The 14,775-nt window shown below is 35.5% G+C and carries 11 protein-coding genes and 1 pseudogene; 6 read left to right on the top strand and 6 right to left on the bottom strand.

The annotated features are described in order from the left end of the window. A pseudogene (locus BWI92_RS27295) lies at positions 1-326 on the top strand (hypothetical protein); the annotation flags it as partial. Positions 327-588: 262 nt separating this feature from the next. On the opposite strand, the gene BWI92_RS11300 reads toward BWI92_RS27295, so the two are convergent. Beyond that, on the bottom strand, positions 589-948 hold the full coding sequence (locus BWI92_RS11300) for a hypothetical protein (protein ID WP_095163323.1): 360 nt from the start codon (positions 946-948) through the stop codon (positions 589-591). A 299-nt stretch (positions 949-1,247) separates the two neighbouring features. Here BWI92_RS11300 and BWI92_RS11295 point away from each other — a divergent pair, with 299 nt between their 5' ends. Next, on the top strand, positions 1,248-1,940 hold the full coding sequence (locus BWI92_RS11295) for a hypothetical protein (RefSeq protein WP_141234756.1): 693 nt from the start codon (positions 1,248-1,250) through the stop codon (positions 1,938-1,940). Between the two features lie 16 nt (positions 1,941-1,956). On the opposite strand, the gene BWI92_RS11290 is transcribed toward BWI92_RS11295, so the two are convergent. After that, positions 1,957-2,655 (bottom strand): response regulator transcription factor, encoded by a 699-nt coding sequence (locus BWI92_RS11290; protein WP_095163319.1) that lies wholly within the window; start codon positions 2,653-2,655, stop codon positions 1,957-1,959. 51 nt (positions 2,656-2,706) lie between these two features. Then, the gene (locus BWI92_RS11285; protein WP_095163304.1) at positions 2,707-3,948 is read right to left on the bottom strand and encodes a sensor histidine kinase KdpD; all 1,242 of its coding nucleotides are present in this window, start codon (positions 3,946-3,948) and stop codon (positions 2,707-2,709) included. A 202-nt stretch (positions 3,949-4,150) separates the two neighbouring features. On the opposite strand from BWI92_RS11285, the gene BWI92_RS11280 reads away from it, so the two are divergent. Next, positions 4,151-4,438 carry a hypothetical protein gene (locus tag BWI92_RS11280; protein ID WP_095163302.1) on the top strand — a complete coding sequence of 96 codons (288 nt, stop codon included), beginning with the start codon at positions 4,151-4,153 and terminating at the stop codon, positions 4,436-4,438. Positions 4,439-4,650: 212 nt separating this feature from the next. On the opposite strand, the gene BWI92_RS11275 is transcribed toward BWI92_RS11280, so the two are convergent. Continuing rightward, positions 4,651-5,112, bottom strand: coding sequence for a DUF3299 domain-containing protein (locus BWI92_RS11275; RefSeq protein WP_095163300.1), 462 nt, complete (start codon positions 5,110-5,112; stop codon positions 4,651-4,653). Between the two features lie 162 nt (positions 5,113-5,274). Next, positions 5,275-6,369 (bottom strand): Gfo/Idh/MocA family protein, encoded by a 1,095-nt coding sequence (locus BWI92_RS11270; RefSeq protein WP_095163298.1) that lies wholly within the window; start codon positions 6,367-6,369, stop codon positions 5,275-5,277. 658 nt (positions 6,370-7,027) lie between these two features. Between BWI92_RS11270 and BWI92_RS11265 the strand changes: the two genes are divergently transcribed. After that, positions 7,028-8,155 (top strand): hypothetical protein, encoded by a 1,128-nt coding sequence (locus BWI92_RS11265; RefSeq protein WP_095163295.1) that lies wholly within the window; start codon positions 7,028-7,030, stop codon positions 8,153-8,155. Between the two features lie 31 nt (positions 8,156-8,186). Then, positions 8,187-9,806 (top strand): hypothetical protein, encoded by a 1,620-nt coding sequence (locus BWI92_RS11260; protein ID WP_095163293.1) that lies wholly within the window; start codon positions 8,187-8,189, stop codon positions 9,804-9,806. Positions 9,807-10,063: 257 nt separating this feature from the next. On the opposite strand, the gene msrB is transcribed toward BWI92_RS11260, so the two are convergent. Continuing rightward, complete coding sequence (gene msrB / locus BWI92_RS11255) at positions 10,064-10,558, bottom strand: peptide-methionine (R)-S-oxide reductase MsrB (protein WP_095163291.1); 495 nt, start codon at positions 10,556-10,558, stop codon at positions 10,064-10,066. 1,013 nt (positions 10,559-11,571) lie between these two features. On the opposite strand from msrB, the gene BWI92_RS11250 reads away from it, so the two are divergent. Then, complete coding sequence (locus BWI92_RS11250) at positions 11,572-14,772, top strand: SusC/RagA family TonB-linked outer membrane protein (protein WP_095163289.1); 3,201 nt, start codon at positions 11,572-11,574, stop codon at positions 14,770-14,772. Positions 14,773-14,775 lie beyond the last annotated feature (3 nt).

Raw genomic sequence — 14,775 nt, 5'->3', positions numbered from 1 at the left:
AGGATGCTTGGGAAATATGTCATAGCTACATGCACCGATGGAATATCGAACAGGCGTTTAGATTCGCCAAAACTGAGCTAGCTATTGAATCTCCTAGGTTATGGTTCTTCGAAAATACCCTCAAACTATTAGCCATCGTCACGCTCATTTACGACTTCTTGATGAAACTCATCAGGAATTGGCCATCTATTATCAAGATAATCATCAATCAATTTGCTCATAGAACAGGAAATCGGTGCCAAAATGCTTTGACACCGATTTATCGATTGAGAACGGCCATCCAAAACATGCTATGGTGCTACTTCGCACAACAAAATTCGGGATGACTCATGTTACTCTTAGAGTACTAGCGCAAGTCTTAGACTTGTGCTTTTTCTTTCTAAAGTTTCAGAACTTTAACTTTGAATTTATTGATTATCAGTAGTAGGAAAGATTAAATTAATAGTATGACTGAGGCAAAATTTAACTATAATCTTTAGATTATGAATATCTTCAAATAACCAACCTACTGTTAACTAATAACGTTTTCCTACTTAGGATTGGAATAGTTAGTGCCAGGTTCCAAACCAGCACTAACTCGGGTTTTTCTTAATATGTTCCTTTCAATAAGACATCTATTGTACGAGCTTCTGCCACAAACTGGTTATATCCGATGTTCAGTTTGCCAATACTTTCACCGCTGCAATTATAAATATACGAAGCTGGTGATGAAACCAAGGGATTAATCACACCTATAAAGTACTGGTTTTTGTAAGTGTAAAGTACCACTTCCAATGGACCACTTTTAGGTTTTTGAAAGTCTGTAACCACACTTTTAAGCCAAGGTAGTTCAGCAATAGCATCTTTCTTAAAACATGTGTCGGTTGGTAATGCATTGGAGGTGTCATCAGTACAAGCATTCATTGAAAAAATGAAGAGTAAACTTGCTAAGCGTAGGTAGTTTTTCATAGTGTAAAATTTTTGTTTAGTCAGTACAAATATACTTTTTTTATAAATATCTGGACACTAAATAGTTATAAACTTATTTAACAAAACCAATTGTGTGGTGATGACAGAGGTATCACTACTGAACTAAATTTGAGTATAGAGAATATGCTCAGATTTATTATAAGTAGAATCAGTCGCTTTACACTTCATACAACACAAAATATTGAAATAAAGCTGGGACATGTATCAAGAGTATTATGCTTTTTGTTGATATTTAAGGTGTAAGGTATTTCGTAAATTTTTCTATATTCCTTCTACTTATGAAAAAGCTCTATTTAAGTTTTACCCTCTTAATTCTTCTTTCGTGTGGAAAGTCTTCTCCCAAAACTGATATGAAAAGCGCGAATCAGGTCATAAATTTTGAAGATTCTATTAGAGCTATCAAATCACTAATGAAGCCCGAAATGAACGAGGGTTCTGAAGAGAATAAGGGTTTGTTGGTTAAGAAAAATGTGGTTTTGGAGAAATATAAAATTGAGTTCGCCTACACGGAATACAACGAAGAAAAGTATGGGTTTGACAACCCTGGCTATTTGAAAGTATTTAAAAACAATAAGGTGATATTCTCGGATACTTTTTTAGGAGACCATGAATTATTTGTTTTCACTTTGGATAATAAGGTAGATAATAACCTATTTTTTACGCTTAACTGGGGTAAGGAGGCTTGTGATTACCAACAAACCTCAAGATTTTATTGTGTTACTACGGATGACAAAGTCCATAAACTGGGCGATCATTGGACAGCGAGCAGTGGAGATGGGTATTCAAGTCGAAGCTTTGAGCACTTTTATAAACAAAACCCTCAAGATAATTCAAGTCAATTATTGGTAATAGAGTCCTTATTTTTTCATGAACACGATAAGAAAGACCTAATTGATACAATTGTTTATACGCTTAAAGAAAATAATTTCAAATCAACGAGATTAAGTAATCACTTAAAGTCGGATAACTAGCTGTAATTAAGAAACTTCAACTTTGCACATTCAATATAAAGCCTACTTTAAAAACATTATCGATACTAATTCGGGGATCGTTTTGTAGCATTTTTCTTAATTTTGATATAAATACATCAAAACTTCTACCCAGAAAATAGTCTTTTTTACCGTAAATTTTTTCTACAGCATCTTCTCTTTTTAAAATCTGATTTTGATGCTGACAAAGCAATTTTAAAACCTCACTTTCTGTTTCTGTCAATCGCCATGTTTCATCTTGATAACATAATTCTTGTCTGGAATAATCAAAAACGTAGGTACCAATCGAAAATTTTTGTACTTGAGATGGCTGAACTTGTGATGGTTGACGACGTAATAATACCTTGATGCGACAAAGCAATTCATCTTCATCAAATGGTTTTGTAATGTAATCCTCCGCTCCTAGTTCAAAACCTTTTAGCTTATCTTCTTTTAATGAACGAGCCGTAATAAACAAAAAAGGCATATTAGGATTAAGTTCTTTACAATGGGATGCCAAGGTAAAACCATCCATTTTGGGCATCATTACATCAAGTAAACAAACGTCATACTGTTGTCTTTTAAGCGCATTATATCCACTTTCTCCATCTCGACATAGCTTGACTTCAAATCCTTGGTCTTCCAAAAATTCGGTCAATAGGAAACCCATACTCAGGTCATCTTCAATCAAAAGTATTTTGTGTGGAGTAATGCTCATAAATAAGTGGTTACAGGAATGTGTTCAGAGTTTTGTGTAATACTGAAAATTCTACAGGCTCAAAGGTAGATATACTTCAAAACAGCTTCCTTTTTTATCTTCGCTTTTTACTTGAATATTGCCCTTATGGAGCTCAAGCATATTTTTGACATACGCCAAACCTAGTCCAAACCCTTTGAAAGCATGGGTCGTTTGATGCACTCGCTGAAATTTCTCAAATATCAAACTTCGCTGGCTTACAGGAATACCAATGCCGTTATCTTCAAATGATATGACGATATCTTGAGATTGTAATTTTGCCGTAATACGAATTTCAGGTGTATTTTCATTGTATTTCAAAGCATTTTCAATCAAATTGCGAAAGGTGTTCACAAGGTGTTGCCTATCTCCTATCACACACATTTCTTCCCTAAAACCCTCCAACATAACGAGTGCATTTTTTTCGGAAATAGACATCGACAAACTGTCTATCGAAGCACGAATAAGGGATTCGATAGAGAGCTTTTCTTTCTCCAAAATGTATTCTCCATTTTCGATTTTGGCTAGGTGTAATACTCGTTCAACTTCTTGCAATAATTGAGTATTTTCTCTTTTAATAACTGCTAAAAATGGGTTTTCTCGTAATTCTTCATGCTTTTTAGTCAAACGATTTACTGCTAAGCCAATGCTACTGAGGGGAGTACGAAACTCATGTGCCATATTATTGAAAAAATCCACATTGGTTTGAAGTAACAGTTTTTGTTTCATCAAAGACCAATTGACCATCAATAATACAACTGTAATAAAGCCAACAATGAAGAGGGTTGCTAATACCATAACGGTCATACCTCCCAAAATATAGCGTTCTTTTGTGGGGAAAGTAACTCTTAGATACGACTCATTACCATGATGGTTTTTGAAAGAAATTGCCGTTTGAAATACATCAGTAGCGCAGAAGCTATTGGTAGAAAGGCTAATTTGGTAAGGTAAAAACACCTGATAATTAGCTAGGTTTCTATCTAAGGTTTCTCGAAAATCTTTGGTATTAACAATATCATGAGGCAATTCTGAAATATTAGAAATAAGCGTTTCGCCCGACATATCTACTACGGCGCATTTTCCATCATTGCAATAGGCGCCATCTTTATAAGATTTGATGGTAGAACAAAGTGCTGACGTAACCCTTTGATTAAATATCTCCTCCGACAATCGCCACGAGTGACGCATCCATATAATTTGGATAATCACCAAGGCAATTACGCCTAAAGTCGACGCAATCAGAATGTAAGGGATATTTTTATGCTGAATTTTCATGTAGTAAAGATAAAGAGCTTCTTGTTAAAGAGGATGGTTTTAACAACTCTATAACAAGTCAATAACACTTGAATGACAGCAAGAAGCCAATAGAAGATTGTAATTTTGTAAGGTCAACAGTGCAAAAATTATCGTACTCAATAAACCTCTTTATGCTTCGATATTTTGCGTTATTCGTTCCATTAAATTAAACAAATTCAACATGAAAAAAGCAATTATTTCAGGATTCTTAACACTTGGTATTGTAGCGGCATCTTTGGCTTGCCCTGGTGGAAAATGTGATAAGTCGAGATGCGACAAAGCAAAATGTGATAAGTCGGCTTGCGCAAAATCAGCTAAAACTGAGAACTGCAAAGACCACGATAAAAAATCTGCCTCTGCCGAGAAAAAAGAAGCACAAGACAACAAAGTAAAGTCTGATGCCAAACCATATAATAAAGTGGCTATCTGGACATCTCCATATTTTACTTTGGACAAACCAGGTTGCTAAGAATAAGCGCTGCATTGTGAGTGATGAGCATTGAGCGTATTTTTTTGATTACCAACATTTTACCCCATTAATCCCCTTCACTTCATGCTAAGAAAATTGGATTTTTGATTTCAGATACAGGGAATACCAAAAGTTTTCGAGGCTTTTGACGATTCTAGTTGTAGTAATCCGAAATCAAAAATCCGATTTTCAGAGTTCAATATAGTTTTTACCTAATCCACGCTTTCAGCTTCTTCCAAGATATAATTCAACTCTTGCACATTGTTGGCATTTAGTCGCAGGATACCTTTAAAAGTTCTTATTTCATCAACCTTATATCGTTGATGCTTGCTAGTAAACTTTAATTGAATCATGGATTCTGGACCAGATTTCCCACAAAAGTAACACATCGAATTGGGGTTCTGTGACACTACAAAATTTCCTTCACTATCAATCGGAATCGTATAACCTCTGATTTCAATAGTTCTTCCATTGAGCATGGTTACCTTTGGACCAAAATTGGGATACAAATAAAACATCGCTAAGTCGATGTTGAATTTCTTTTTGAAATGCACATCTTTTAAATCATTCCAAGTAATCTTTTGGACATCAAAGTCTTGTTTTAATCTTTTTTGAAAGGGCTTTTCTGTAAATAGAAAAACTAGAAAAAAGTTGAGCGTTAGAAGAGATTTCATAATCCTTGTTATTTTTGCAACAATATTGCAAAAATAACAAGGATTTGAATATAGGATAATAAAAAAGGGGGTTTTATTAGAAGAAGGTTACAAATTCATCCATAAAAGGTAGTAGTTATAATTATCACAGTTAAAGGTTTCTTTGAATGGAAATTAGGTAAATTATCTTGAGAAATAAACAGTTTTACCTGTTTTAGCTGATTCCTTGGCGGCTGAAAGAATTTCGACCACTACGCTATTAACCGCGAAAGACGATAAATCTTTTTCAGGTTTAATTTTACCATTAACTACCGCCGCCAAATATGAAAACACATTGGATTGCTCATTGGGTAGCGCGGAAAGGTCAAGCCATTTTTCTGCTTTATTGCCTTCTCCATAAATGTATCTCATATTTGCTTCTTTGTTGGCAATAACGATTCCTGATGTACCGTAAACTTCGGTATCTTTTACGCCAAAAGGCCAATTCCACGAAGCTTGAATCACAGCTTGACAAGTTGGATATTTCAAGATAATTGTAGCCTCATCATCTACCTTTGGATAAACAGATGTTTTTTCTTGAGATGTTACCGCAGTGACAGAAATAGGTTTTTGTCCATCCATAAGCCAAGTCATGATATTGGCACCATAACAGCCAAAATCAACGATTGCGCCTCCCCCATTTTGAATAGGATCTGTCAGCCAATTGGTAAATTCCTTAGAGCAACTAATCTCGATTGGTCCATTATGTCCATCTTTGAAAACAACTTTTCTGATTGTACCTAAACTTTTATCTTTTTTAGCCATTTCCCAAACTTTGGCATGAGAAGGATACCAAGTAGTTTCAAAATTGGTGAGTAAATGTATTTGATGTTTTTCAACAAGTGCTTTCATCAACGCCAAATGCTGATTATTCACTGCCAAGGGTTTTTCTACAATCACATGGATACCCTTAGGAGCACAAGTTTCTACCACAGCCAAATGCTCATAAATAGAATTAAAAGCACACACAGCCTCAGGATTTTTTTGTTGGATTAATGCCTCCAAAGTAGGAAACCACAAGGTTTCGGGGAGATTATGACTTTTCAGCAAACGCATCGCCAGAGCTTTGTTAGGTTCAGCAAACCCTACGATTTCTACATCCTGCTGTTTGCCAATATAATCAAACACTTGATTGATGTGGTCATGAGTCATACCAGCTACCCCTACACGGATAGGTTTGGCAGAAATGAGAGTACCACTGATGAGAAATATGCAAAGCAATAAAATAAATGATTTCATAGAAAATTAGTTTTATGATTTATAGAATAAAAGTAGGTTTTGGCACTCAGTTTTTATCATTGTTTATAGGTATTCCTGAATAGTATTAGTATCAACCAAAAATGTTTAGAGACAATCCTCATGTATAATTATTTTGTATAGACGGCATGTTTTTTGCTTCAATTTACATAAAAATAATCAAAGCAACTTTAGAGACTTTTTTCTATTTATTAACAAATTTCATCTTTTATATTATTTTTTTACTCAATTATAGATAAATACCAAAACTAAAGAATCGCATGTTGTAAGGTAAAATAAAATATATTAATTTCGCTTTTAAATTTTGATCCACTACATTTCTTGAACTGAAACAGATAAATCATCAATTGCTATAATGTTAAACTATATACTAAACTCGCCAAACCTATTCCTTTCTTTTTCCTTTTCACATCTAATTTATTTTGGGTTTAAGGACTAGTTTTCAACCCTCTACGCAAGGTATCCTAAGGTTCATCTGTATCCCTGCCTATCACTCCTTTGTTAGTAGGTGCTGTCTTTGAGCATGTGCTATTTTTTAATAGCAAAGTCAACATCATGAATTTACAATGGGGTTAAAATCAGGTTCTGAGTACCAGTGGTTTTCTCTGCTTATAATTTCTTATTTAATCTATACACTTTAATGAAAAAACTATTACCCCTACTACTTCTTGGAGCAAATTCACTTTTTGCTCAAAAGGTTGATTTGGATCGTTCGTACTTCAATGTCGAATTCCAAACGTTACCTAAAAGGTATCTTCCAATCGAAAAACGCACTTATGGTGTACATGTCAAGGCAATGCCTGTTATCTCTAATGTTTATCCCGAGACCAGGATTTATGATAACATAAAGGTGGATGGATTAACGAAAGTAGAAGCCTCTCCTGCAATTGGCATTGATGTAGTTTTCGAAGATTTTGCCTTTACGGGTAATGAAATCAAAAAAGAAACTATCACCGAAAAAGACAATAACGGAAACGTAAAAAGCTCTACTACCTATTATTGGCTTGATATCACCTATTCTGCACGTGGACATGCCTTAATCAAAGCACCATTTGCGCCAACCAAAACAGAATTGGCATCGGCACAACAAAAACAAGAGGTAAAAGCCACCAATCGTTTTTTGGTAAATACTGAATTCAAAAAGCCAGAGGAAACATCTGGAGATGAAAAGAATTATTCATTTACCAAGCTTGTCCATTATGTCGGTCAAAAATCAACTAGCTCGGCAGCAGCTCAAAGAGAATATGATAGTTTGAAACAACGATTGTTTGAACAGACTCTTCGTAATTATGTCCAGAATTCTATCAATGAGCTCAACGGATTTCTGGTAGAAAACTTTGGTTTCTACACTGTCAAAAAAGAAGACTTCTTATGGATTTTGGATGCAAAAACTGATGAAGGAAAAACACAATCAGAAGCTATTGAAGCGGTAAGAATGCTTTTTAAGGAGATGAAAGCCAATGAGTCAACTGAGACCCTAGAAAAACAATTGCAACCGCTGATTGATTATTTTGAGTCTTTGAAAAAGAAATATACGGAAAATGACAAAGGAAGCCGTAAAATGCGCTATTCTGCTTACTATAATTTAGGTAAAATCTATTATTATCTTGACAAACCAGAGAAAGTAATCAAAGAAGCTCAAGGATTAATTGACAATGATTATGATACTCGTGATGGCAAAATACTGATTTTTGATGCAGAGCAATTAAAAATTATTTTCGACGAATCTAAATATAATACTCGTCATAACCCATCTCCAAAACTGTAAACAATCTCCATATTTCTACCATAACAAAACCATGAAAAAATTACTTTTTGTGGCAGGTATTTTACTTGCCTCTAGTTTTTCGTTTGCCCAAAATGCCCCTGTTGCATTGCCCAAACAATTTGTAGTAAGAGCCCCTATTGCTCCCATCGATGGAAGTTTTGAAGATTATAAAAGCTATTCTGTCAAACTTAATATCAATCAAGGATTCAAGGATGCTTTTCAATTTTTCAAACTACCTTATAATGAAGAAATATTGACACAGCGTTGTGGGTTGGTTGGATTGAAATTTCAAGATAGTGGTGATTTCAAAATCGTCTACACGCTTGAAAGATTTGAGCTTTTGAACTCTGGAAATCTTGATTATTTGATTCAAACCACTTATCAAAATGCCCCAGCCTATTATATCGGTTTACAATCAAGTTTGAAAATTATGGATAAAGCAGGTAAGACTATCTTCACGCGTTATCACATACCTTCTATCAAAATGTATGTAACTGATAGAGAAAACAAATTTGATAGTTTTGCATACGATATCGTTTCAAGAGATTATGGTAATCTACTCTCTGAATTTAGTAGCTACTATTTATACACGCCAAATAATGATTACAAGTTGTTTACCCTAACAAAAGGCAGAAAATCAAAATCGACCTTTAATGTAGACGAATTTAATCAATCCACACAAGTCTTTCCGGTATTGCTAGATGTGGAAAGAAAGAACTGGGCTGGTATGTTTGGAGAAGCACAAAAATATTGGAAGTCTTTGGCCGAATATACAGACCCTGAAGATGAAGATTTACAAAAGGATGTTCGTTTTATTTCAAATTATAATTTGGCGATTAGTTCATTGTTAATTAATAAAATGGATGAGTTTGAAACCTATTTGCCACAAATAAAGAAATATGACCGTACATTTTTGGGGATGGCTCAAAACTATGGTAATGTTCAGGATGCTCAAAAACTAGTGAAATACTTTATTGATGCTAATAAAGATGCGATGAAGGTGGAGCCAATTCAAGCAGAACCTGTATTGTCTGCTCAACAATCTGGTCCAAATGCCTTCAAATATTATGAATTAGAGAATTCTTCAGTGACTGATGAGGACGGTAATACCTACGCTGGTAATGTAAGGTTATTTTTTGACTTCCCAGAAATTGAGGATTTGAGATCTAGACAGAGTAGTTCTGGTTTTTCTCAATTAATGAATCAAATTGGTTCAGAAAAAACTTCTGTTTGGATTTATATGGAAGGAGAGAAAAAACCAAAGAGAACCAACTTGAAAAAGCTATCTACTTTCAAAGATTCATCAGGAAAGCAATATAATATTGGTCGTGTTGCTTCGGGAGGTTTAAGTCTTTTCGTAACAAATCAGACTAATAACAAGCACTATGCGATTTTTGATGAGCTTAAAAAGTCTGAAAAATTGAGCTTGAACAAAGAATACTTCCCTTTGACTAGTTTTGCATTCAAACGTCCAACTGAGGACTCATATACTTCTCTGCCTTCTTATGCGGGAAGACGTAAAACTTTGAGAACTTATTTCGCAGACTGTCCAACTATTGTAGAGAATGTGGGGAAAGGTTTATATGACAAAAATGACGCAGAAACCAACACGAAACTATTTAATGACTACATGGCGGCTTGTGGTAAATAGTTAAGAGTATTCTAGTTGAGTAAATCGTGACTATGATTAAAATATCTCACTCGTAGGTAGGCAATGATTGCGTCTAAGGCCAAGTCATATCCAATTTTACAGCATCAAAAAAGCAGGTCGAAAAACAAATTTCCGACCGCTTTTTTGATGCTATCCTTTAAAAGGACACATCTTTAGACACAAAATATTGCGTCTCTACAAGTAAAATACATCTTAAAATAATCACTCATTCCCTCAATCTCAAATCACTAAATTATTTATTTCGCATCCTTCTCAAAATCCAATGCCACTGAGTTGAGACAATATCTTAAACCTGTGGGTCTTGGTCCATCGTCGAATACGTGTCCGAGGTGCGCGCCGCAACGACTACACAAAATTTCGGTGCGTGACATTCCAAAACTATCATCAGGAATTTCGAGGATGGCGTCCTTATGAATGGCTTTGTAAAAAGAAGGCCAGCCTGTCCCTGATTCAAATTTTGTCTTAGAGTCAAATAAAGGAAGTTTGCAACAAACACATTTATAGATACCCTTTTCATGGTTTTTCCAGTACGCACCCGAGCAGGCTAATTCGGTACTTCGTTGTCGAGTAACCTTATATTGTTCTGGTGTCAAAATCTTGCGCCATTCAGCCTCAGTTTTGACTACTGCAAATTTGTGGTTTTTGAGTGGATCGTCTTCTTTTCCTTGTGAAAGACTTATCACAAGCCCTAACACACAAATGAATCCTAAAATGACTAATACGGTTTTCATATCTGATAAGTTTTGTTTTAATAATTACGAAAAACTGCTACAAATTGTTTTTGTATGCAATTAATAACTTCTCAAAATGCTGATTCGTCGGCTAGATTGCCAAATAAAATCAAGATTAAAAATTGTTAATTTTATGGTTAAAATTAACAATCACAGAAAATTTTCCTGCAGGTTTCAAAAACACACTAAATACACTGTTTTTCTGGCAGATGGGTAATTATACCATCAAAAATTGACCGAATAGTACCTATTTTTAACATATTTTAACATAATTTTAAATTTTTTTATTATGTTTTAAAATAAGTTATTATATTTAACGGTCTGCTTACAAACGGCTATTTTTGAGCAAGCCAATTTTATACAAATAGCGAATTGCAGAATTTTTTACTCCTAAATATTACTGGATGCAAAATATTTACTATTAAGAATTCAAACTTGACAAAATTTGAGCGTAATTCTCTTCTAAGATTTATAAAAATTTTGGAAGGTAGTTTTCATCAAAAACGATTACTTAAATATACTTCTTGTCAATCTTCTTTAGTAGATAGCTTCTTTAATGTCAGGTGTTCGATTAAAACTTAAACCGAAACTAAATTTATTCCCGTTAAATATTATCCTTCGAAAGAGGATATTCTTTGACATAACTTGACTAATTAGCTTGAAAAACTTTACCAACAATTCAACCAAACTAAAGGAAAACTATCAAGATTCAAACACAACTTCTGGGTGAAACCGCACTTAGAGGCTTTCCTTTTATTATTCAATCTCAAATATCCAAAACCTAAGCATTGTTCCACAACAATTGCCCCTAAAAAGTACGTCTTTACACGACTATTTGGGTTTTGATATTTCTATATCCATCTTTTCTAATCGGAATGATGCAATTCTAACTGTGTGTGCTTGATACAAAGCGTACCCTTTCTAGGATACGTATATCCTTATCGTTAGACATAAGTATATCTCTTTTCCACCTTTAAGATAATTTTTACCAAACAATTTAAACAATAATCATTATGAGAAAACTCTTACTGCTTATTACTGTATTTTTTCTTGTACAGATAGGCAACACGTTTGCACAAGATAGGCAAGTTACAGGGAAGGTGACCTCATCTGAAGATGGTGCTCCACTTCCTGGCGTTAGTATCTCTATTAAAGGTACTCCTCGTGGAACAACTTCGGGTGCAGATGGTTCCTACAAAATCGCTGTAGGAAAAGATGCTGTATTGACATTTTCATTTGTGGGTTTTGCCGCTCAAACTGTAACAGTCGGTGGGCAATCACAAATCAACGTGGCATTAAAAGTAAACACTTCACAAATTGAAGAAGTTGTAGTAACGGCCTTAGGTGCAAAGCGTTCTGAAAAATCTTTGGCTTACTCAGCTCAGAGTGTTAAAGACGAACAATTAAACACGATTCGTCAAACAAACTTAAATAACGCATTAGCTGGTAAAGTAGCTGGTATTCAGGTGCGTAGCCAGTCAACAGTAGCATTGGGTCGCGATGCTAGTATCCGTATCCGTGGTGCGGGTTCATTGAGCGACAAAGCTCCACTTTACATCCTTGATGGTAACCCTGTAAGTTCATCTGATGTAAACTTAGATGACGTAGAATCAGTGACAGTTTTGAAAGGACCTAGTGCAACAGCACTTTATGGTCAGCGTGGTGATGCTGGTGTAATCATCATGGCTTCGAAAAAAGGTACAATGAAAAAAGGCGTTGGTATCGAATTAAACCAAAGTACTTTTTATGAATCAGTTTATGTTTTACCTCGTTACCAGAACTCTTATGCTGGTGGTGCTTCTTCAGATATGATTAAATTCAACTGGGAAGCTGGTATGCCAGAAGAGTGGAAAGCGTTGAATGGAAAGTTTTATCATGATTACTCGGATGATGCTTCTTGGGGGCCTCGTATGGTTGGTCAGGAGTATATTCCTTGGTATTCTTGGTATCCAGGCACACAATATACTGGAAAAACTGCCTCTTTGGTAGCTCAACCAAACAACATCCGTGATTTTTACCAAGGTCAGTTTGCTACTAACACTAACGTAAATTTCTCGAAAGCTGGAGACAACTATTCTACTCGTATTTCATTTACAGCACAAAACCAAAATGGTTTGATGTACAAATCAAGTGGTGTGAAGTACAATATTTCGTCACAAACTACCGTAGATTTAGGAAAACATTTGACTGCTACTGCTAACATCAACTTGTCGGAGTACACTATCAAAGGGCAATTTAATGACGGTTATGCCAACCAGTCTTCAGGTTCATTCAACGCTTGGTTCCACAGAGATTTGGATTTGAATAAATTGAAGGAATTGAAAGACTTGACTTCTCCAGAAGGTATCTTAGCGAGCTGGAACCACAACAACCCAGGTGCTTATGCATCTTCTCCATTGAACTTTTACGGAGCAAACTACTGGTATAATTTCTACTCGTATTTCGATAAATTAGATATTTCGGAAAACAGAAGACGTATGTTTGGTGATGTAAACTTGACTTACAAAGTCAATGATAATTTGAAAGTAGCAGGTTTTGTTCGTTTCAACCAAGGTAATACTTTCGGTGAATCAAAAGTGCCAACTATTCTTCAAACATCGGCTACTCAGACAGGCGTAAGGGCTGGATATAGCACTTATCAAACTTATGGTAACATTATAAACAATGGAAATACGCCAAATGAGATGAACTATGAATTGATGGCGACTTATAACAAGCACATCAACGATTTTACAATCGATGCCTTGGCTGGGGGTAACATTCGTCATGATAGCTACAGAACGATGTCGGCTGGTACAGTAAACGGTTTGGTTATTCCAGACTACTTTGCTTTGAGTAACTCATCATCGACTCCTTCTTTGAGTTCTTACCGTTCAGACAAAGAAATCCGCAGTATGTACGCACGTGGTTCATTTGGTTACAAAGACATTATCTTCTTAGAAGGTTCTGTTCGTAATGACCGTTCTTCAGCTCTTCCAAAAGATGCGAACTCATACACTTACCCTTCAATAGGTACATCATTCATCTTTGGAGATTTGATTCGTAATACAGTTCCTGCCTTATCATTCGGTAAAGTTCGTGCTAGCTGGGCGCAAGTGGGTTCTGACTTAGGTCCATACTCCTTGGCGCTCAATTACACATTAGCTAGTGCAAAATTTGGTTCTAGTTCATACATGGGAACTCCTAATACATTGGTAGATGCTAATATCAAACCTGCTTTATCATCTTCTTATGAATTTGGCTTGGATTTGAAATTCTTAAAGGATAAACTTGGCTTGTCGGTAACATATTACAACGAAGATAAAATCAATGAAATCATTACTGTACCTATCTCAGGAACAAGTGGTTTTACTTCTAAATTGATTAACGCTGGTAAAATCAACCGTCATGGTTTGGAGGTTTCATTAAATGCAACTCCTGTTAAAACTAAAGATGTAACTTGGACAACTACTGTAAACTGGGCTAAAAACACTTCAAAAGTATTAGCGCTTGCGGAAGGCGTTGATGCGATTACAGTAACTTCAGATGCTTTTGGTGTGGGTACAGTTGTTCACCAAGTAGGTGAAGCATGGGGTCAAATCCGTGGGGGTGCATATACTTACAAAGATGGTAAGAAAGTGTTGACTGCTGATGGTATGTATGTAGTTACTCCAAACTCTTATTTGGGTAGTGTATTACCAGACTTTACGGGTGGTTGGTTCAACCAAATTCAATATAAAGACTTTGTTCTTTCTGCTAATATTGAATTCTCTAAAGGTGGTAAATACTTCTCATTGTCAGATTACTGGGGTGGTTTCTCTGGTTTGTTTGAAAGAACAGCAGGCGTAAACGACAAAGGAAACCCTATCCGTGACCCAATCGCTGATGGTGGTGGCGTACACGTACAAGGTGTTACTGCTGATGGTGCTGCGGTTGATAAGTATGTAGATGCTTATACCTATTTCCACCAATTTGCTACAAATAAACTTTCAGAAGAACACGTTTATGACCTAGACTTTATCAAATTGAGAGAGATTAGCATCGGTTATAGAATTCCGGTAAAAGGAAGCAAATTGTTACAAAGCGCAACGGTTTCAATTGTTGCTCGTAACCCTTGGTTGATTTATACTAAAAACAGAGATTTTGACCCATCTGAGATGTCTCAAATTTTCGGTGAAAACGGTCAGTTCCCAGGCACAAGATCATTAGGTGTAAACATCAAATTAGGTTTCTAACAA

It is taken from the genome of Flectobacillus sp. BAB-3569 (assembly GCF_002270355.1).
Lineage (GTDB): Bacteria > Bacteroidota > Bacteroidia > Cytophagales > Spirosomataceae > Flectobacillus > Flectobacillus roseus.
Note: the sequence above shows the minus strand (reverse complement) of the source record. Positions and strands in the feature narration are given on the sequence as shown.